This is a genomic window from Kocuria sp. UCD-OTCP, from assembly GCF_000349605.1.
Classification (GTDB): domain Bacteria; phylum Actinomycetota; class Actinomycetes; order Actinomycetales; family Micrococcaceae; genus Kocuria; species Kocuria rosea.
Window position 1 is genome coordinate 16,979 of sequence record NZ_AOSQ01000024.1, and the last position, 19,570, is coordinate 36,548.

18 protein-coding genes are annotated in these 19,570 nt (G+C 71.7%); 13 read left to right on the top strand and 5 right to left on the bottom strand.

Going from position 1 to position 19,570, the window contains the following annotated elements; translation table 11 throughout:
• Positions 1–6 precede the first annotated feature (6 nt).
• From H488_RS28135 to H488_RS28160, 6 genes are all read left to right on the top strand, one after another.
• Complete coding sequence (locus tag H488_RS28135; RefSeq protein WP_017833515.1) at positions 7–375, top strand: hypothetical protein; 369 nt, start codon at positions 7–9, stop codon at positions 373–375.
• Entirely contained in the window at positions 368–676 is a 309-nt protein-coding gene (tatA, locus tag H488_RS36095) for a Sec-independent protein translocase subunit TatA (RefSeq protein ID WP_017833516.1), read from the top strand. Before H488_RS28135 ends, tatA begins: the two co-directional genes overlap by 8 nt.
• Positions 677–808: 132 nt before the next feature.
• On the top strand, positions 809–1,702 hold the full coding sequence (gene tatC, locus H488_RS28145; RefSeq protein WP_017833517.1) for a twin-arginine translocase subunit TatC: 894 nt from the start codon (positions 809–811) through the stop codon (positions 1,700–1,702).
• A gap of 71 nt (positions 1,703–1,773) precedes the next feature.
• Positions 1,774–4,611, top strand: coding sequence for a DEAD/DEAH box helicase (locus tag H488_RS28150; protein ID WP_017833518.1), 2,838 nt, complete (start codon positions 1,774–1,776; stop codon positions 4,609–4,611).
• An 89-nt stretch (positions 4,612–4,700) separates the two neighbouring features.
• Positions 4,701–6,389 (top strand): amidohydrolase, encoded by a 1,689-nt coding sequence (locus tag H488_RS28155; protein ID WP_017833519.1) that lies wholly within the window; start codon positions 4,701–4,703, stop codon positions 6,387–6,389.
• Between the two features lie 196 nt (positions 6,390–6,585).
• Positions 6,586–7,323 carry a polyprenol monophosphomannose synthase gene (locus H488_RS28160; protein WP_017833520.1) on the top strand — a complete coding sequence of 246 codons (738 nt, stop codon included), beginning with the start codon at positions 6,586–6,588 and terminating at the stop codon, positions 7,321–7,323.
• 84 nt (positions 7,324–7,407) lie between these two features.
• Here the strand turns inward: H488_RS28160 and H488_RS28165 are convergent, their stop codons facing one another.
• From H488_RS28165 to H488_RS28175, 3 genes are all read right to left on the bottom strand, one after another.
• Positions 7,408–7,743, bottom strand: coding sequence for an RNA polymerase-binding protein RbpA (locus H488_RS28165; protein WP_031283042.1), 336 nt, complete (start codon positions 7,741–7,743; stop codon positions 7,408–7,410).
• 139 nt (positions 7,744–7,882) lie between these two features.
• Positions 7,883–8,998 (bottom strand): SPFH domain-containing protein, encoded by a 1,116-nt coding sequence (locus H488_RS28170; RefSeq protein WP_017833522.1) that lies wholly within the window; start codon positions 8,996–8,998, stop codon positions 7,883–7,885.
• Positions 8,999–9,062: 64 nt separating this feature from the next.
• Entirely contained in the window at positions 9,063–9,554 is a 492-nt protein-coding gene (locus tag H488_RS28175; protein WP_017833523.1) for an NfeD family protein, read from the bottom strand.
• A 263-nt stretch (positions 9,555–9,817) separates the two neighbouring features.
• On the opposite strand from H488_RS28175, the gene H488_RS28180 reads away from it, so the two are divergent.
• Positions 9,818–10,192, top strand: a complete 375-nt coding sequence (locus tag H488_RS28180) for a hypothetical protein (protein ID WP_017833524.1) — start codon at positions 9,818–9,820, stop codon at positions 10,190–10,192.
• Between the two features lie 10 nt (positions 10,193–10,202).
• On the opposite strand, the gene H488_RS28185 is transcribed toward H488_RS28180, so the two are convergent.
• Complete coding sequence (locus H488_RS28185) at positions 10,203–11,624, bottom strand: alanine racemase (RefSeq protein WP_197722630.1); 1,422 nt, start codon at positions 11,622–11,624, stop codon at positions 10,203–10,205.
• Positions 11,625–12,568: 944 nt separating this feature from the next.
• Between H488_RS28185 and H488_RS28190 the strand changes: the two genes are divergently transcribed.
• The gene (locus H488_RS28190; protein WP_017833526.1) at positions 12,569–12,985 is read left to right on the top strand and encodes a DUF3054 domain-containing protein; all 417 of its coding nucleotides are present in this window, start codon (positions 12,569–12,571) and stop codon (positions 12,983–12,985) included.
• Positions 12,986–13,034: 49 nt separating this feature from the next.
• Entirely contained in the window at positions 13,035–13,313 is a 279-nt protein-coding gene (locus H488_RS28195; protein WP_017833527.1) for an Lrp/AsnC family transcriptional regulator, read from the top strand.
• 133 nt (positions 13,314–13,446) lie between these two features.
• Here H488_RS28195 and trpD read toward each other — a convergent pair whose 3' ends face one another.
• Positions 13,447–14,505, bottom strand: coding sequence for an anthranilate phosphoribosyltransferase (trpD, locus tag H488_RS28200; protein WP_017833528.1), 1,059 nt, complete (start codon positions 14,503–14,505; stop codon positions 13,447–13,449).
• A 249-nt stretch (positions 14,506–14,754) separates the two neighbouring features.
• Between trpD and ctaE the strand changes: the two genes are divergently transcribed.
• The 4 genes from ctaE (at position 14,755) to qcrB (ending at position 19,073) form a co-directional block, all read left to right on the top strand.
• Positions 14,755–15,393, top strand: a complete 639-nt coding sequence (gene ctaE, locus H488_RS28205; RefSeq protein ID WP_031283044.1) for an aa3-type cytochrome oxidase subunit III — start codon at positions 14,755–14,757, stop codon at positions 15,391–15,393.
• Between the two features lie 59 nt (positions 15,394–15,452).
• The gene (gene qcrC / locus H488_RS28210) at positions 15,453–16,244 is read left to right on the top strand and encodes a cytochrome bc1 complex diheme cytochrome c subunit (protein ID WP_017833530.1); all 792 of its coding nucleotides are present in this window, start codon (positions 15,453–15,455) and stop codon (positions 16,242–16,244) included.
• Between the two features lie 73 nt (positions 16,245–16,317).
• Positions 16,318–17,412: a cytochrome bc1 complex Rieske iron-sulfur subunit gene (gene qcrA, locus H488_RS28215; RefSeq protein ID WP_031283046.1), complete on the top strand. Its 1,095-nt coding sequence runs from the start codon at positions 16,318–16,320 to the stop codon at positions 17,410–17,412.
• A complete protein-coding gene (qcrB, locus tag H488_RS28220) occupies positions 17,412–19,073 on the top strand; it encodes a cytochrome bc1 complex cytochrome b subunit (RefSeq protein WP_017833532.1) in 1,662 nt (553 codons plus the stop codon). The genes qcrA and qcrB overlap by 1 nt, the downstream gene beginning before the upstream one ends.
• Positions 19,074–19,570 lie beyond the last annotated feature (497 nt).

Below are 19,570 nucleotides of genomic sequence, written 5' to 3' on the forward strand. Positions count from 1 at the left end.
GAGGGCATGCTCTGGTGGTCCTGGGTCCTGCTGTGGACGGTCCTCGTCCTGCTCGGCGCGGCGTTCCTCGGACTGATGCTGTGGCGGCTGGTGAAGACCTTCTTCGTCCTGCTCCGGGACACCGAGACGGTGGCCGGGGAGTTCGCCCAGCGGTGGGACGACGCGGCCGCCGGGGTGCAGCGCCCTGTCCGGGCCGCCCCGGACCCGGCCCTGTTCACACCGGTGGGGCAAGCCGTGGCCGACTACCGGGTCGGCCGTGACCAACGAGAAACCGCCCGTCTGAGACGCCGCATCGAGCGCAAGGACCGGATGGGCCAGCCGCAGCGGATCAGCGACCTCCGCCGGGCTGAACGGAAAGGAATGTTCCATGGGTAGGCTCTTCGACAGCCCCTTCATGATCCTGATCATCCTGCTGGTGATCCTGCTGCTGTTCGGCGCGCCCAAGCTCCCGGGCATGGCCCGCAGCCTCGGCCAGTCGCTGCGCATCTTCAAGTCCGAGGTCAAGGAGATGAAGAAGGACGACCAGCCGGACGGCTCGGACGTGGTCATCGACGGCAAGGCCGTGGCGCCCGGCCGGGACGGCAGCACCGACCGTGACCCCGGTGCCACCGGCACCGCCTCCGGCACGGACACCCCGCGCGACCCCGAGCAGCACCCCGGCCGCCCTCCGGCCTGACCCCTCGCCCCCTCTCCCGGCGTCCGCCGCCGCCCCGATCCGCCGCACCGGCCGGTCCGCGCCCCCGCCCGGGGAGCGGGCCGCCCGACCGGCCCCGCCGCCCCGGGCGGGCCCCGAGTCCCGAAGGTCCCCATGTCCTCGCAGTCCCCCCGCGGTCCGAAGAAGCGCCGGACCGCGCGCAAGGCCAATCCGCAGGCGCAGATGGCCCTGGCCGAGCACCTGCGGGAGCTGCGCAACCGGCTGATCAAGTCCGCGGTCGCCACCGTGGTGGGCATGGTCGGCGGGTTCTTCCTGTACATCCCGTTCATGGCCTACATCACGGAGCCCCTGCAGCGGCTGGCCTCCGCGGAGGGCAGCGAGGCCTCCATCAACTACTCCGCGGTGGGCTCGTCCTTCAACATCATGGTGGAGGTCTCCCTGGTGCTCGGCCTGGTCCTGGCCAGCCCCGTGTGGCTCTACCAGCTCTGGGCGTTCGTGACGCCGGCCCTGCACCGGACCGAACGGCGCTACGCGGTCGGCTTCCTGGCCGCGGCCGTCCCGCTCTTCCTGGGCGGCATCGCGGTCGCCGTGCTCACCCTGCCCACCGCCGTCTACGCCCTCACCGCGTTCACCCCGGCGGGCGGGACCAACTTCATCTCCGCGGACGTGTACCTGCGGTTCTTCCTCCAGCTGATCCTGACCTTCGGCGTCGCCTTCGTGCTGCCCGTGTTCCTGGTGGGCCTGAACATGCTGGGCGTGCTCTCCGGGCGCACGGTGCTCAAGAGCTGGCGGATCGTCGTGGTCCTCGTGATGGTGGTCTCCGCGATGGCCGCCCCGGGCCCCGACCCGATGACCATGTTCTACCTCGCCGTGCCGCTGCTCACGCTCTTCTTCGTGGCCGTCGGGCTGTGCCTGCTCCTCGACCGCCGGCGGGCCCGGAAGGAGGCCCGCCTCGCGGCGGGCACGGGGGCGTCGGCCGACGTCGCGACCCCCGCCGACGAGCTCGGCCGCCTCGGCCACGACCCCGAGGGCGGGTTCCGCACCTGACCCGCTCGGCCCGTCGCGAACGGGCCCCCGGTGGACCCGGCCACGTCCGGGTCGAGCAGTAGGCTGGACGCATGTCCTCCTACGCCGACCGATACCTGGCCGCCAAGCAGCGGGCCGCCCACGCGAGGACCGAGCTCGCCGTGTTCCAGCACCGGCTCGAGTTCGAGATGGACGACTTCCAGACGACCGCCTGCGGGGCCCTCGAGGAGGGCCGCGGGGTGCTCGTCGCCGCGCCGACCGGCGCCGGCAAGACCGTAGTGGGGGAGTTCGCCGTCCACCTGGCCCTGTCCCGCGGGCAGAAGGCCTTCTACACCACGCCCATCAAGGCGCTCAGCAACCAGAAGTTCCACGAGTTCTCCCGGGCCTTCGGCGCCGAGCGGGTCGGCCTGCTCACCGGCGACACCTCGGTGAACTCCGAGGCGGACGTGGTGGTGATGACCACCGAGGTCCTGCGCAACATGCTGTACGCGGACTCGCCCACCCTGCTGAACCTGGGCTTCGTGATCATGGACGAGGTGCACTACCTCGCCGACCGCTTCCGGGGCGCCGTGTGGGAGGAGGTCATCATCCACCTGCCGGACAGCGTCCAGCTGGTCTCCCTGTCCGCGACCGTCTCCAACGCCGAGGAGTTCGGGGCCTGGCTGGACACGGTGCGCGGCGACACGGACGTGGTGGTCTCCGAGCACCGGCCCGTGCCGCTGTGGCAGCACGTCCAGGTGGGCGGGCGGCTGCTCGACCTGTTCCTGGACGACACCACGGTGGAGGAGGCCGCCGAGCGGCTCGAGGGCCCCGGCAGCGACGAGCCCGACGTCAACCCCGAGCTGCTCCAGCTCGCCCGCGCCGAGCACCCCCGCGGGGGCCGCCGGGGCGGCCGCGGGCCCGGGGGACGCTCCCGGGACCGGTTCTCCCGCCGCAACGGCGGCGAGGGCTTCCGGCCCAGCCCCGAGACGCGCCGGGTGTCCCGCCCGCAGCTGATCCGCCGCCTCGACGCCGAGGGCCTGCTGCCCGTCATCACCTTCATCTTCTCCCGGGTCGGGTGCGACGCCGCCGTGCAGCAGTGCGTCGCCGCGGACATCCGGCTGACCGGCGAGAAGGAGCAGCAGACCATCCGCGCCCGGGTGGCCGAGACCGCCGCCTCGCTCGAGGCCGCGGACCTCAACGTCCTCGGCTTCTACGAGTGGCGCGACGGCCTGCTGCGCGGCGTGGCCGCCCACCACGCGGGGATGCTGCCGGCGTTCAAGGAGCTCGTGGAGGAGCTGTTCGCCGAGGGGCTCGTCAAGGCCGTCTTCGCCACGGAGACCCTGGCCCTGGGCATCAACATGCCGGCCCGCTCCGTGGTGCTCGAGAAGCTCGACAAGTTCAACGGCGAGTCCCGGGTGGACATCACGCCGGGGGAGTACACCCAGCTCACCGGGCGCGCGGGGCGCCGGGGGATCGACGTCGAGGGCCACGCCGTGGTGCTGTGGCAGCCCGGGATGGACCCGCACGCAGTCGCCGGTCTCGCCTCCAAGCGCACCTACCCGCTGAACTCGAGCTTCCGGCCCACCTACAACATGTCCGTGAACCTGGTGGCCCAGTTCGGCGCCCACCGCTCCCGCAAGATCCTCGAGTCCTCCTTCGCCCAGTTCCAGGCGGACCGCTCCGTGGTGGGCCTGGCGCGCCGGGTCCGCTCCCAGGAGGAGTCCCTCAAGGGCTACGAGGAGGCCATGACCTGCCACCTCGGGGACTTCTCCGAGTACGCCGCCCTGCGCCGCGAGCTCAAGGACCTGGAGCGTGCCGAGGAGAAGGCCGGCTCCCGGCAGCGGCGCTCGGACGCCGTCGCGTCCCTGCACGACCTGCTGCCCGGGGACGTCGTGGAGATCCCGCGGGGGCGCAACGCCGGCTACGCCGTGATCCTGTCCACCGACCCCAACCGGGACGACCCCCGCCCCTCCATCCTCACCCTCGACCACCAGCTGCGCCGGGTGGGGGCCCAGGACCTGGACGGGCCGCTCGAGCCGGTCTCGCGGATCCGGATCCCCAAGCAGTTCACGGGCCGGACGCCCAAGGAGCGGCGCGACCTCGCCTCGTCCGTGCGCAACGCCCTGCACGAGCACCGGCCCCCGCGCGGCGGCGGCCGCGGGCACACCATCCAGTTCGACCGCGGCACCAGCGCCGCCGAGCGGCGCATCACGGAGGTCCGCAAGGCCCTGCGCGGCCACCCCTGCCACGGCTGCTCGGACCGCGAGAGCCACGCCCGCTGGGCCGAGCGCTGGTGGACGCTGCGCCGGGACACCGACGGGCTGCTGCGCCAGATCGAGAGCCGCACCAACACGATCGCCAAGACCTTCGACCGCGTCTCCGAGGTGCTGGGCTCCTTCGGCTACCTGGAGACCCTCCCGGACGGGGAGGTCCGGCCGACCCGCGCCGGCGAGCAGCTGCGGCGGATCTACGGGGACCGGGACCTGCTCCTCGCCCTGAGCCTGCGCGACGGCTTCCTCGACGACCTCGACCCCGCCGCCACCGCGGGGCTCGTGACCCTGCTCGTCTACCAGGCCAAGCGCGAGGAGCAGGGGATCCAGCCGGTCCTGCCGACCGCCGCCATGGACCGGGCCGCACAGACCGTGGTGCGCAACTGGTCCCTGCTCACCGACCGCGAGCAGGAGCACCACCTCCCGGCCACCGCGGAGCCGGAGTTCGGGCTCGTGGAGGCCATGCACCTCTGGGCGCGCGGGGCGACCCTGAGCGCGGCCCTGTCCGGCACGGAGCTCGCCGCCGGCGACTTCGTGCGCTGGGCCAAGCAGGTGATCGACATGCTCGACCAGCTCGCCAAGATCGACCTGCTCGACGCCGGCACTCGCGCCCAGTGCCAGCGCGCGATCGCGCTGGTGCGCCGCGGCGTGGTGGCCCACTCCGCGTTCGAGGACTGAGCCGCGCCCTCCCGCCCCGCGCCGCCCCGTCCACCGGCACGACCGCCCCGCACGACCCCCGCGCACCACCGCCCCCGAACAGGAGACCCGTGAGCACCACCGTCCCCGCCCGTCCCGTCCTCTACCGCAACGGCTCCGTCTACAGCCCCGCGGACCCGTTCGCCACGGCCCTGCTGGTCGACGGCACCCGCGTGGCCTGGGTCGGCTCCGAGGAGGCGGCGCAGTCCCTGCAGGACTCCTCCATGGACGTGGTCGACCTCGACGGGCGGCTGTTGGCCCCGGGGTTCGTGGACTCCCACGTGCACGTGACCGAGACCGCCCTGGCGCTGTCCACCCTGGACCTCACGGCGGCCGGATCCCTGCACGAGGTGCTCGACGCCGTGGCCGGCGCCGCCCGCACGAGCACGGGCCCGGTCCTGGGCTCCGGCTGGGACGAGTCCGTGTGGCCGGAGCGCCGGGCGCCGACGGCGGAGGAGCTCGACCGGGCCGCCGGCGGGCGCGAGGTCTACCTGACCCGCATCGACGTCCACTCCGGGGTGGTGTCCTCGTCCCTGGCCCGGCGGCTGGGCCTGGCCGGGACCGACGGGTGGCTCGGCGACGGCCGCGTGGAGAACCTGGCCCACGACCGGGTGCGCGCGGCGGCCCTCGACTTCGACGCCGGGCGCCGCGCCGAGCTGCACCGGCTCGCCCTGCGGCACGCCGCGGCCCAGGGCTACGTGGCCCTCGTCGAGGCCAACGCCGAGCAGGTCGCCCCCTTCGAGGACCTCGTGCGGCTGACGGCCCTCGCCAACCACGGGGTCGGCGCCGAGGGCGCCACTCCTCGCGTGCTGCCCTACCGGGGGGAGCTCGTGGCCACGGCCCAGGAGGCGCTGGCGGTGGCGGAGCGGTTCGACACCGCCCTGGCGGACCTGCTCGGACGCCCCGTGGAGCGGCGGGAGTCGCTCGTGGGGCTCGCCGGGGACCTGTGCGTCGACGGCGCCCTGGGCTCCCGCACCGCCGCGCTGCGCGCCCCCTACGCCGACGCCCCCGGCGACCTGGGGGACCGCTACCTGGACGCCGCGGCCGTGGCCGCCCACCTCGCCGCGACCACGGAGGCCGGTCTGCAGGGCGGCTTCCACGTCATCGGGGACGCCGGGATGGACATCGTCCTCGACGGCCTCGACCGCGCCGAGGCGCTCGTGGGGGAGCGGGCCCTGCACAGCGCCGGCCACCGCCTGGAGCACGCCGAGATGATCGACCCGGAGGGCATCGAGCGGCTCGCCCACCACGCCGTGACCGTGTCCGTGCAACCGGGCTTCGACGCCGCCTGGGGCGGACCGGGCGGGCTCTACGAGCAGCGCCTCGGGGCCGACCGGGCGGCCGCGATGAACCCGATGGCCTCCTTCTACCGCGCCGGGGTCCCGGTGGCCCTCGGCAGCGACGCCCCCGTGGTGCCGCTGTCCCCGTGGGAGACCGTCCGCGCCTGCCTCCAGCACCACGACCCGGACCAGCGGATCTCCGCGCGGGCCGCGTTCCTCGCCTCCACCCGGGGCGCGTGGCGGGCCGCCCGGCACCCCGACCCCATGCAGGGCCAGCTCGCGCCCGGCACCCCGGCCACGTTCGCCGTGTGGGACGTCGAGGCCCTCATGGTGCAGCAGGCCGAGGGGACCGGCTCCGCCTGGAGCACCGACCCGCGCGCCCGCACCCCCCTGCTCCCCGCGCTCGACGGCGCGTCCCTGCCCGTGTGCCGCCAGACCGTGCTCGACGGCGTCGAGCTGTACCGCTCCGCCGGGTTCTGAGCCGCGGGGCGCCCGGCCACCCCGCGGCGTTCGGATCTTGGTCGCAGGCGCGGGGCAGGTTAGGCTGGGCAACTGCTGCCGGGTGGGCTCGCTCGTCCTTAGAAAACAGGCCGGCATCCCCTCAGGGCCGGACTGGTCCGAAGACGAGGGAGCCTGCCCTGTGGTGCGGCAGGCAGACCTCGAAAGGAACCACCCGGTGCGCGTACTGACCGTCATCCCCACCTACAACGAATACGAGTCCCTCCCGACCGTGATGGACCGGCTCCGCCAGGCCGTCCCGGACGGGCACGTGCTGGTGGTGGACGACAACAGCCCGGACGGGACCGGCCGTCTCGCCGACGAGATGTCCGCCGCGGACGGGAACATCCACGTCCTGCACCGCACCAGCAAGGAGGGCCTCGGCGCCGCGTACATCGCCGGCTTCCGCTGGGGCCTGGCCCGGGACTACGACGTCCTGGTCGAGATGGACGCCGACTGCTCCCACCAGCCCGAGCAGCTCCCGCTGCTGCTGGACGCCGTGGAGCGCGGCGCCGACCTGGCCATCGGCTCCCGCTACGTCCCCGGCGGGCGCACCGTGAACTGGCCCCTGCAGCGCCAGCTGCTCTCGCGCGGCGGCAACCTCTACGCCCGGACGCTCCTGGGCTCCCGGATCCACGACATCACCGCCGGCTACCGCGCCTTCCGCCGCGAGACCCTCGAACGGATCGGTCTCGAGACCGTCGACTCCAAGGGCTACTGCTTCCAGATCGATCTCGGCTGGCGCACCGAGCGGGCCGGCCTGAGCGTCGTCGAAGTGCCCATCACCTTCGTGGAGCGCGCCGAGGGCGAGTCCAAGATGAGCCCGGACGTGACCCGGGAGGCCGTCGTGCGCGTGGCCCAGTGGGGGCTCACAGCCCGCGCCAGGACCCTGGCGGGCAAGCTCACCCGCCGCTGAGCCTCTGACCGGCGCGCTGCCCGGCACATGCGGAGGGCCCCACCCGAACCGGGTGGGGCCCTCCGCATGTGCCGGGCGACAGGATCAGATCGCGTGCTTCTCCCGGTAGAACTCGACGCGCTGGGCCAGGATCTCCTCGAGCTCGTCCGTGCTGCGCCGCTCCAGGAGCATGTCCCAGTGCGTGCGCTGGTGCTTCTCGTTGGGGTTCACCGGCTTCTCGCCGTTGACGATGATCGCTTCCTTGCCGGTCTTCGACACCCACACCGGCGGGATCTCGGCCTCCGCCGCGAAGGTGACGGTGACCTTCTCGCCGTCCGCGGTGCGGTACTCGACGCGCTGGCGCGGGGCCGGCTCGACACCGGCCTCGGTCTCCATGGACTGGGAGCCCAGACGCATTCCCCTGAGGCTGCGGTCGCTCATTGTGGTGGTTCCTCCATAACTGACGGTGGCCACGGCAGTGGCGCACGCTCGGGCTGACGGCGGGTCGCACGGACCCGGGATCCGCTGGGTGCAACGCACGGGCTCCCGGGGTTGTTCCCCGGGGCCCGGGTCCGCCGCGTCAGCGGGCGGCCGGGCCGTCCTGCGGCGGCATCGGGTCGTCGAGGCGCACGGGGGCCTCCGGGTCGATGGTCGAGGGCCGGGGGATGGTGAACTCGTCCGGGTCGACGGTGGTGCGCTCCAGGTTGGGCTGCAGGTCCTCCTCCGTCACCCGGACGGCGTCCGGCTTCACGAGGGGCTCGTCCGCGGACTCGGGCTCCGGCATCTCGTCCGCGTCCGACCAGGTCCGGTCCGGGCCGTCCTCGTCCGGCCTGGAGAGGAAGTCGCCCACGCCCCGCAGGGCGTCGCCGAGCTCGGCGGGGATCATCCACACCTTGTTGGCGCTGCCCTCGGCGACCTTGGGCAGGGTCTGGATGTACTGGTAGGCCAGCAGCTTCTGGGTCGGCCGGGCCCGGTGGATCGAGTCGAAGACCTTCCGGATGGCCTGGGCCTCGCCGTCCGCGCGCAGGATCGCGGCCTTCGCCTCGCCCTCCGCGGACAGGATGGCCGCCTGCCGCTGGCCCTCGGCCATGAGGATCCGCGACTGCTTGTCGCCCTCGGCCGTGAGAATCACCGCGCGGCGCTCCCGCTCGGCGCGCATCTGCTTCTCCATCGAGTCCTGGATGGACGGCGGGGGAGTGATCTCCTTGATGTCCACCCGCGACACGCGGATGCCCCAGCGCCCCGTGGTGGAGTCCAGGACCCCGCGCAGCTCGGCGTTGATCTTGTCGCGGGAGGTCAGCGCCTCCTCGAGGTTCAGACCGCCCACCACGTTGCGCAGGGTCGCCGACGTCAGCTGGTCGGCGGCCTGGATGTAGTCGACGATCTCGTAGGTGGCGGCACGCGGATCCATGACCTGGAAGTAGACGACCGTGTCGATGCCGACCACGAGGTTGTCCTCCGTGATCACGGACTGCGCCGGGAAGGACTGGACCTGCTCGCGCAGGTCGATGAGGGGCAGGAGACGGTCCACGAACGGGATGAGGAAGTGCAGACCGGGGGTGAGGGTGCTCTGGTACTTGCCGAGTCGCTCGACGATCCCGGCCCGGGCCTGCGGGATGATCCGCACCGACCTCAGCAGGATGATGAAGACCAGGACGACCAGGATGGCGAGCAGGACGATGACGGCTAGGTCCACGGGTGCCTCTCTCGGTGGTGCCGCTCCGGGCGGCGTTCCCGCCGGGCCGGTGCGGTCTTGGGGGTCAGAAGGACGGGCGCGGCGCCGGCCCGCCGTCGGCGGCCGGCGCGGGGTACGGGGCCACGAGGACGGTGGCGCCCTCGATGTCGTGGACGAAGACGTCGGTGCCGGGGGGCAGCTGCTCGCCGGTGACGGAGCGGGCGCTCCAGGTGTCGCCCTCCAGGCGCACCAGCCCGCTGCGGCCGGTCACGGGGTCCAGGACCTGGCACGGGAGGCCGATGAGCCGGGCGGCGTTGGACGCGGTCCCGGGCGTGGACCGGTTGAGGCGGCGCAGGGCCACCGGCCGCACCGCGAAGATGAGCAGCACCGAGGCGAGGGCGAACGTCACCACCTGGAGCACGAAGTTGTCCGTCACCCAGCTCACCCCGAACGCCAGCAGCGCGGCGGCGGACATCATCAGGAAGAGGAAGTCCAGGGTGAGCATCTCGACGGCGGCCAGAGCGATCACGACGATCAGCCACAGGACCCACGAGTTCTCGACCAGCCACTCCCACATGTCCGTCCCCGGCCTTCCGAATCCGCGTCCGCGAGGGCACCCTCGCCTTGGACCCATTCTGCCCCACGGGCCTGACAGGACGCTGGAGCGGCGTGGCGGCAGGGCCGCGGCCGGGGTCCCCGGAATAGGCGCTGTTCCGGGGGCGTTGGGATCTCTACGGTGGTCGCGCCGGACTCTCCCGGGACCGCGGGACGCCGCCGTCCGTCGGTCCGGCCCGGTGCCGGTCCGCCCCACAGACCCCGGCACGCGGGAGGAGGAGATCCATGAAACTCATCACCTCGGTGGCGGTCTCCGCCGCCGGCGCCTGGCTCGCCGGGACGGCGACCGCCGTGGTCGGCCTCTCCGCGCTGCAGTCCCGGCTGCCCGCCCTGATCGCGCGGGGCGTTCCCGCCGAGCCCGACTTCGAGCGCGCGTTCGTCCTGCTCGGCACGGGCCGCTGCGCGCCCGGCGACGACCGGGCGGAGGTGCTGCGGGCCCGGCTCGAGGAGTCCTGCGGCCGGCCCGTCGTCTACGTGGACCTCACCGTCGGGCCGGAGGCCTCCGCGCGCCGGGCCGCCCGCGCCCGGGAGCTGGCGCGGGACTTCCACGCCGACCTCGTGCTGGACCACGACGTCGAGGACCCGGCCGGTCGGTCCTGAACGGCGCCGGTCACCCGCCGGTGGTCGTCACCGGCAGCGGTGCTGTGGCGTCGAGCAGGTGGAAGGCCTCCGCGCTGAAGTCGATGGCCACCTCGTCCCCGGCGGCCGCCTCCGGCACCTCGGACAGGTCGAGGGTCAGGACCGTGCCGTGGTCGAGCAGCACCGGGACCTGCTTGCCGCCGACCGTGTAGGTCAGCTCGTTCTCCCGGGACGGGATGTGGTTGACGAGACCCACCTTCTTGGGCTCGGTGGTCGGCTCGGTGCACCCGTAGTCGATGCACCAGCCCGCGGGGAGCGTCTTGACCTGGCTCAGCTCCGTGGTCCAGGAGTAGAGGGTCGTCTCCGGCGGGCTGCTGGCGAAGAACATGCCGCCGACCCGCAGCAGGTCGTAGTAGAGGGAGTCGATCTCCTGGTCCAGCACGTCGCTGGCCCCCGCGTGGATCAGGGCGTCCTGCCCGAGGCCGGCGTCCCGGATCGCGGCCACCGCACCGTCGAAGCGGTTCTTCTGGGCCACCGTGGTGTTGGCCGTGTCGTTGCGCTCGATGGCGTCCTTGTCCTCCGCCGTGACGGTGGAGAAGTGCGTGGCGATGCCGGCGAGCTCCAGGTGCGGGGCGTCCTCGACGGCTCGGGCCAGGGGGAGCGCCTCCTCGGGCACGACGCCCTCGCGCCCCATTCCCGTGTCGACCCACAGGTGGACCTTCAGCGTCCCTCCCGTGGTGGACAGCACCTGTTCCGCCGCCTCGACCCAGGCGGGGTCCGTGGCGGCGACCTCCACGTCGTAGTGCATCAGCAGCGGGATGTCCTCGATCTGGGCGACGTAGAGCACCGCGATCTTGGCCTCGACGCCGGCCTCGCGCAGGGCGATGGCGTCGTCGAGCTTCGGCACGAAGATGTAGTCGACCTCGGCGGCGTCCTCGATGACCTTGCCGAACACGTCCACGGGCTCGCCGTTCTTGAGCACGGCGCCGAGCTGGACGTTCGACGGGAAGTCGGCCCGGATCGCCTCGGCGTTGCTGCGCACGGTCTCCGTGTTGACCGTGAGGAGGGGGATGTCCTGCGTGCCCTGCGTCGTGTAGGTGTAGGCGGTCTTCTCCCCGACGTCGCTCCCGCCGGAGGCGAAGGAGACCTCCACCGTGCCCGGGGTCCCGCGGGCCGGGGCCACGCAGGCGTGGCGCGCGGAGCGGTCGTCGAACTCGCACTCCACCTCCGTCTCGCCGAAGCGGACGGTGACCGGGCCGTCGGTGCCCCCGCCGGTGTCCGCCAGGACCAGGTTCCCGCCCTGCAGGCCGCCGTGCGAGGGGGAGAGGGCGACCGATCCGGAGGCGGTCGCGGGGGGCGCGTCCGAGGCGTCGTCCTGTCCGCAGCCGGCCAGGGCCAGCACCGACAGGGCCAGCACGGAGGTCACCAGCCGGCGCCCCCGGCCGTCCGTCACGATCACAGTGTTCCGTCGTCCCACGGATGTCCTCCCCTTGAACCAAGAATTTGCCGACGCGAATTCAGGTCGGCCACGGCGAGCGTATCGGCGGCCGGCCCCCGAGGCCGGGTCGACGGGGGAATCCCCCCACAAGTGGCCACAAAAGGAGGGCCGGGCGGCGCAACACGAGGACATCGGCTTGCTGACGGCGTCGACAGGGGAGAGGCGCCGGTCTGTTCGGAGCGGGACGGCCGGTCCGCCGTGTCGTAACGGTGCTGCGAGCATCGGCGCGACGACGACGAGCGCGGGCTCGGTGCCAGTGTCCTGTCGGACGACTGTCAGGACGGGCGCGACCGAGCCCAGCACGAGCCCGGCGGCGGAGAGGCCCACGGCCCACCGGCCCGTCGTCGTCCGGGATCTCACGGCGGGTCGCTCCTGCCGGCCCCGGAGCCGCGTGATGAATCCGCGCTGCAGGACGGGGTCGTGTCGTCACGGAAGAGCCGAGCGTCCGGAGCTCACCGGAACAGCCGGAACGACGGCGTGCGCGGACACGGATGCTGAGCGCTGCCCCCCGGACAGCCTGCTCCGCAAAGCGCCGATAATCGACATTATGTAAAGTAGCGTGGAGCGAAGGCTCCCCTCCGGCCCGTTCCACCCGCTATGTACCACTCCCGAGCATCCCCTGTCGCACACACCTCCGCCGCTCGTCGCACCGACCGCTCCACCGGGACGCCGCGCCGCACGAGGATGTGGTACTCCTCAACCACCCCGCCGTCCCGCATTCCGTCACGAGTCCGGCACCCGAGGCGGCCCGGCGGCCCTCCCTGGCCCCCGGGCCCGGACCATCGACCCCTGGTGTAAGGTTGAGACTTTTTTCGCCCTCAGCCCTCAACTCTCAAGGTGCACCTGAGGCTTCGGGAGTCCCGGATCGCGACCCGCGGACACCGCACTAGACTGCCAGCATGCACACGTCCGCCCTCCTCACCGCCCGCCCCGAGGAACGCACCACGCACCCCGGCCCCTGGGCCGCGGCGCTGACCGTGGACGTGCTGCTCGTCCTGCTGTTCGCCGGCCTGGGCCGCAGCACCCACGCCCTGGACGCCGCCGGCCTCCTCATCACGGCGTGGCCGTTCCTGGCCGGGCTCCTGCTGGGCTGGATCGGGTGGCGGGTGCACCGCGCCCCGTTCGCAGTCTGGCCGCGGGGCGTCGCGCTGTGGTCGACGACCGTGGCCGTGGGCATGGGCCTGCGCCTGCTCGTCGGCGAGGGCACGGCACCGAGCTTCGTCCTCGTCACGCTCGCGGTGCTCGGCGTCTTCCTGCTGGGCCCCCGTGCCCTGGTCTCGGGGCTCCGGGCGGTCCGCTCCCGCCGCCCGCGCTGACCCCTCCGTCCCGCCGGTCCTGCCGGCCCCGCTCCGCGAAAGGTGCTCCATGCTCACCGCCATCGTCCTCATCAAGACCTCCGCCGACCGGATCCCCGAGGTCGCCGAGCAGATCTCCGACATCCCCGGCATCAGCGAGGTGTACTCCGTGACCGGCGACTGGGACCTCATCGCGATGGTGCGCGTGCACCGGCACGAGGACCTCGCGGACGTCATCGCCGACCGGCTCTCCAAGGTCGAGGGCGTCGTGGGCACGAACACCAACATCGCGTTCCGGACCTACAGCAAGCACGACCTGGAGGCGGCCTTCTCGCTCGGCATCGACTGACGGGCACCGGCCGCCCGGCCTCGTGCCGCCGGGCCGGAGCCCGCGCGGCGGTCGGGCGCACGGACAGCAGGAGGCCGGCAGGGGAACGCCCCGCCGGCCTCCGTCGTCGTCGGCCCTCCGCCGGCGCGGCGCCTCAGTGCGCGGTGTGGGCGATCCAGCGGTCCAGGACGGCGCGGGCCGCGCCGCTGTCCACCGACTCCTCCGCGCGCCGCACCGCCGCGGCCATCCGGTCCTGGAAGGACCCCTCGGCACCGGTGTCGAAGGCCACGAGGCCGGCGGCGGAGTTGAGCAGCACGGCGTTGCGCACGTGCCCCTTCTCCCCCGCCAGGACCCGCTCGACCACGCCCGCGTTGTACCGGGCGTCCTGACCCCGGAGGTCCTCGATCGTGGCCCGGGGCATGCCGAGGTCGAGCGGCTCGAGGTCGTGGTGGTCGACCCGCCCGTCCCGGACCTCCCAGACCTCGGAGGGCGCCGTCACGGTGAGCTCGTCGAGGCCGTCGCCGCCCCGGAAGACGAGGGCCCGGTCGCCGCGGGCCGCGAAGACGCCCGCGATCAGCGGCGCCAGCGAGCGGTCGGCCACGCCGACGGCCGAGGCCTCGACCCGCGCCGGGTTCGTGATCGGCCCCAGGAAGTTGAAGGCGGTGGCCACGCGCAGCTGCGCCCGGGCCGCCGCGGCGAAGCGCATCGACGGGTGGAAGGTCTGGGCGAAGAGGAACGTGATGCCCACGTGCTGGGCCGCGGACTCCACCATCTCGACCGGCAGGTCCAGCCGCACCCCGAGCGCCTCCAGGACGTCGGCGGAGCCGGACTTCGAGGACGACGCGCGGTTGCCGTGCTTGACGACCTTCGCCCCGGCGCCCGCGCACACGAGGGCGGACATCGTGGAGATGTTGACGCTGGAGAGCCGGTCGCCGCCGGTCCCGACGATGTCCAGGGCCGGGCCGGGGATGTCGACCGGCCGGGCGTTGCCCACCATGGCGTCGGCCAGCCCGGTCAGCTCCTCGACCGTCTCCCCCTTCGCCCGCAGGGCCACGAGGAAACCGGCGATGACGACGTCGGACACCTCGCCCGACATGATCGTGTCCATGGCCCAGTAGGCCTGGTCGCGGGTCAGGTCGGTGCCGGAGATCAGGGCGGTGATCAGGTCCGGCCACTCGAAGTGCGCGGCGGTCGTCGGTGTCGTCGTGTTCACGCCCCCGATCGTATCGCCCGCCGCCGGACCGGCCCGAACGGGCTCCCGGGCGTGGGATGTCCCTCGCCGAGGACTTGTGACACGGATCACATCGAGGTCCCGGAGGCCCCCGGATCCCCGGCCTCCCGCGCTCGGAAGCGCGAGGAGACGGCGCGCCTCGTCTGCGGGGGCCCTCGGCGCCCGGACACGCGAACCGCCCGACCCCGACCCTGGTTGGTCCACCGGGAGTTTTGGCGACATAATGTCTCTGTGACGACTGCAACCCATACCCCAGCCAAGCCGGTAGGCGGGTCGATCAACCGACCCAACCTCACCTCAGTGGGCACCATCGTGTGGCTCGCTTCCGAGCTGATGTTCTTCGCCGGCCTCTTTGCCATGTACTTCACCCTGCGCTCCACCGCACCGGAGCTCTGGGCCGAGGAGACCGCCAAGCTGAACGTCTGGCTTGCGCTCGCCAACACCATCGTCCTGGTGCTGAGCTCGGTGACCTGCCAGTTCGGCGTCTTCGCCGCCGAGCGCCTCCAGCCCCGTAGGGCCGGCGGGATCTTCCAGGTCACGCGCTGGGGCATGGTCGAGTGGTTCGCCCTGACCTTCATCATGGGCGCGATCTTCGTGGCGGTGCAGTCCTTCGAGTACGCCGAGCTGGTCGCCCACGGCATCAGCATCCCGGCCAACTCCTACGGCTCCGCCTTCTACATCACCACGGGCTTCCACGCCCTGCACGTGACGGGCGGTCTCATCGCGTTCCTGTTCATCATGGGGCGTGCCTTCATCGCCAAGCGCTTCGGGCACTTCGAGGCCACCTCGGCGATCGTCGTGTCCTACTACTGGCACTTCGTGGACGTCGTCTGGATCGTGCTGTTCCTCGTGATCTATTTCCTCAAGTAGGCCACGCGGTCCGGAGGACGCACCAAGCAAACCAACACCGAGTTAAAGGAACGTTTGACGTGAAGGCACTTTCGCAGCAGCGACGCCACCCTCTGGCCGTCCTGGTCCTGATGGTCCTGGCCCTGCTCCTCAGCGGTGGGCTCTACGCAGTCGCCACCACCACCAACGAGGCCAAGGCCCAGACCGAGTCCTACACCGCACAGGACATCGAGGAGGGCGAGAAGCTGTTCGTCGCGAACTGCTCCACCTGCCACGGCCTCGACGGCGCCGGGACCCCCTCCGGCCCGTCGCTCGTCGGCGTCGGTGCGGCCGCCGTCGACTTCCAGGTCGGCACCGGCCGCATGCCCATGCAGGCCAACGGTCCCCAGGCCGAGCAGAAGGCGGTCCAGTTCAACGACGAGCAGGTCCGTCAGTTCGCCGCCTACGTGGCGACCCTCGGCGCCGGCCCGGGCATCCCCGAGGAGCAGTACCTGGACGTCTCCCAGGGCAACGCCGCCAACGGTGCGAAGGTGTTCCTCGCGAACTGCGCCATGTGCCACAACGCCGCCGGTGCCGGCGGTGCGCTGACCCGCGGCAAGTACGCCCCCTCGGTGATGGACGTCGAGGAGAAGCACATCTACGAGGCCATGCAGACCGGCCCGCAGAACATGCCGGTGTTCAACGACGCGAACATCACCCCCGAGGAGAAGCGGGACGTCATCACCTACCTGAAGACCCTCGAGGACAACCCCAACCCCGGCGGCTTCGGGCTCGGCGCCCTCGGCCCGGTGTCGGAGGGCCTGTTCGTCTGGACCATCGGGCTCGCCGTCATCATCGGGTTCACCGTCTGGCTCACCTCGCGCTCCGCCTGACGGGCCGTGCCGGCAGCGGATGTCGGACCCCGAAGCTACGATCAACTGCACCAAGAGAAGAATGAGGGACCACATGGGAAGCCACAGTGACGGCACTCCCCACCAGTCGGGAACCGTTGCCACCACGGGCACCACGGCAATGGAGCGTTTCCCCGACCCCGGACTGCCCCCGCACCGCCCGCGCCTGACGGACATCGACTCCACGGCCGCCAAGCGCGCCGAACGGCAGGTCGTCCTGCTGTTCCTGATCTCGATCCTCGGATCGATCCTGTTCTTCGTCGGGTACTTCGGCGTCCGCGTCGACGGACCCATCTACGACGTCACGAACACCGCGCCCACGCAGGCCCTCCAGCTGCAGAACCTGCTGCTCGGCCTCGGCGTCGCCCTGGGCATGTTCGGCATCGGTCTCGGCGTGGTCCACTGGGCCCGCACGCTCATGCCCGACCACGAGCTGGTGGAGAACCGGCACGCGGTGCGCACGGAGGAGCAGCGCGCCGAGGCGCAGAGCATCCTGACCACGATCTACGACGAGTCCGGGATCAAGCGCCGGCCGCTGCTGCGCAACACCCTCATCGGCGCGGCCGTGCTCGCTCCCCTGCCGTTCGTCGGCATGCTGCGGGACCTCGGCCCGACCGATCTGGACGTCCTCAAGGAGACCATCTGGGACGAGGGGATCCGTCTGGTGCGCGATCCCTCCGGCACGCCCATCAAGGCCTCGGACGTCACCCTCGGCTCCACGTTCCACGTGGTCCCCGAGAACCTGAGCGCCATCGGGCACAACGAGGGCTATCTCGACGAGAAGGCCAAGGCCGTGGTGCTGCTCATGCGCCTCGACCCGGACACCGTCAACGTCTCGCCCGAGCGGGCCGACTGGAACGTCGACGGCATCTTCGCCTACTCGAAGGTCTGCACCCACGTCGGCTGCCCGGTCGCGCTCTACGAGCAGCAGACCCACCACCTGCTGTGCCCGTGCCACCAGTCCACGTTCGACCTCGCGAACGAGTGCGAGGTCATCTTCGGGCCGGCTGCCCGGCCCCTTCCCCAGCTGCCGATCACTGTGGACGACGAGGGCTACCTCGTGGCCCGCAGCGACTTCCAGGAGCCGGTCGGTCCGACCTACTCGCAGCGCGGTACCCATGTCGAGGAGATGCAGGGTGAGGCGAACTGATGTCCACGTCCACTGATTACGAGTACAAGCCCCAGACGGGCACCGGCCGGATCGCGAACTTCGTCGACACCCGTGTCGGCATGTCGCCGATCGTCAAGGAGTTCGGCCGGAAGATCTTCCCGGACCACTGGTCCTTCATGTTCGGCGAGGTGGCGCTGTACACCTTCGTCATCCTGCTGCTCTCCGGCACGTTCCTGGCCCTGTGGTTCGAGCCGTCGATGGCGGCCCTGGAGTACGAGGGCTCCTACGTCCCGATGCAGGGCGTCGAGATGTCCGCGGCCTACGCCTCCTCGCTCGACATCTCGTTCGACATCCGCGGCGGTCTCTTCCTGCGCCAGATCCACCACTGGTCCGCGCTGGTCTTCGCCGCCGCCGTGTCCGTGCACATGCTGCGCGTGTTCTTCACGGGGGCCTTCCGCCGCCCGCGCGAGCTCAACTGGCTCGTCGGCGTCGCGCTCTTCCTGCTCGCGATCGTCGCCGGCTTCACCGGCTACTCGCTCCCCGACGACGTGCTCTCCGGCAACGGTCTGCGCATCGCCGACGCGATCCTGAAGGCACTCCCCATCGTGGGCGCCTACCTGTCGATGTTCCTGTTCGGCGGCGAGTTCCCCGGCCACGACATCATCGCGCGCCTCTACATCCTCCACGTGCTCGTGATCCCGGCGATCATCCTGATGCTGATCGTCGTCCACCTGTTCATGGTTGTGGTGCACAAGCACACCCAGTTCCCCGGCCCGGGCCGCACCGAGAACAACGTCGTCGGCTTCCCCGTGGGACCGATCTACGCGGCGAAGGCCGGTGGGTTCTTCTTCATCGTGTTCGGCATCATGGCCCTGATGGCGGGCACCACCACCATCAACGCGATCTGGAACTACGGTCCGTACGATCCCTCCCCGGTGCAGGCCGGTTCCCAGCCCGACTGGTACATGGGCTTCACCGACGGCGCCGTGCGCCTCATGCCCGGCACCTGGCCGTTCAACTGGGAGTGGACGTTCTGGGGCATGTCGATCCCGATGAACGTGCTGCTGCCGATGGCGCCGCTCGCGGTGCTCTTCGGGCTCATGGCCGCGTGGCCCTGGATCGAGCGCTGGGTCACGAAGGACGACCGGGAGCACCACATCCTCGACCGTCCCCGGAACGCTCCGTTCCGGACCGCCATGGGCGCCGCCGGCGTGACGTTCTACACGATCATGCTCATCGCGGCCAGCGGCGACCTCATCGCCACGCACTTCAACCTGGCCGTCAACGACGTCCTGTACTGGCTGCGCGCCCTGTACTTCCTGGGCCCGATCCTGGCCTTCATGATCACCCGCCGGATCTGCCTGGCGTTGCAGCGCAAGGACCGGGAGATCGTCCTCCACGGCCGGGAGACCGGACGGGTGCAGCAGCTCCCCCACGGTGAGTTCATCGAGGTGCACGAGCCCCTCGACGAGTACAAGCGGTACCGTCTGGTCAACATGCCCGACTACCAGGTCGAGCCGGCCCAGCCGAACGCCAAGGGCAAGATCACGGCCACGGAGAAGACGCGCGAGCGGATCAGCCGCTTCTTCTTCGAGGACCGTGTCGCCCCCGTCACCCCCGCCGAGCTCGAGGCGGCGCACCACCACCACGAGGCCGACGCCCTCACCACGGGTTCCCAGGACCGGGAGCTCGTGCGCTGAGCCGGCAGCACGCCTGACAGGGCCCCGAGAGGATCACTCCTCTCGGGGCCCTGTCGCATCTGTGGATCCGTCGTCGGCGCTCGGACACAGCTGAGACATGACCGCATGACTCCTCCGACGGCCCTCAGCGCCGTTCTGTCGGGACAGGACCTGCGAACCGCATTCTCCCGGGTCTGCTGCCCCGGAGGCCCGCAGGACCGCGTCCACGCCCTCCTGGCGGGACGCTGCGGCCGCAAGCGACCGGTACCAGCCCGGGACCGTCGGAGCCCGCCCTCGGACCGGCATGCTAGCGGACATGCCAATCTCCCTGTAGGCGGACACGTACCTCCCTGCTGACGGACAGCTGATCTCCCTGTTCTCAGCCCCGGGGCCAGGCTCGTGTCGGTCCCCACGCAGACGTCCCTCCGGGGGTTCGCTCGAGGTCTCTGACCACCTTGAGCCACCACCCGCCGGAGGGACGCATGAAGAAGTCTGACAGGGAGATCATGGAAATTCTC

Coding starts and splice junctions, on each gene's coding strand:
- qcrB (WP_017833532.1), top strand. CDS start 17,412: ATGTCCACGTCCACTGATTACGAGTACAAGCCCCAGACGGGCACCGGC.
- H488_RS28150 (WP_017833518.1), top strand. CDS start 1,774: ATGTCCTCCTACGCCGACCGATACCTGGCCGCCAAGCAGCGGGCCGCC.
- H488_RS28135 (WP_017833515.1), top strand. CDS start 7: ATGCTCTGGTGGTCCTGGGTCCTGCTGTGGACGGTCCTCGTCCTGCTC.
- tatC (WP_017833517.1), top strand. CDS start 809: ATGTCCTCGCAGTCCCCCCGCGGTCCGAAGAAGCGCCGGACCGCGCGC.
- H488_RS28165 (WP_031283042.1), bottom strand. CDS start 7,743: ATGAGCGACCGCAGCCTCAGGGGAATGCGTCTGGGCTCCCAGTCCATG.
- H488_RS28180 (WP_017833524.1), top strand. CDS start 9,818: ATGAAACTCATCACCTCGGTGGCGGTCTCCGCCGCCGGCGCCTGGCTC.
- tatA (WP_017833516.1), top strand. CDS start 368: ATGGGTAGGCTCTTCGACAGCCCCTTCATGATCCTGATCATCCTGCTG.
- H488_RS28190 (WP_017833526.1), top strand. CDS start 12,569: ATGCACACGTCCGCCCTCCTCACCGCCCGCCCCGAGGAACGCACCACG.
- H488_RS28195 (WP_017833527.1), top strand. CDS start 13,035: ATGCTCACCGCCATCGTCCTCATCAAGACCTCCGCCGACCGGATCCCC.
- H488_RS28175 (WP_017833523.1), bottom strand. CDS start 9,554: ATGTGGGAGTGGCTGGTCGAGAACTCGTGGGTCCTGTGGCTGATCGTC.
- qcrA (WP_031283046.1), top strand. CDS start 16,318: ATGGGAAGCCACAGTGACGGCACTCCCCACCAGTCGGGAACCGTTGCC.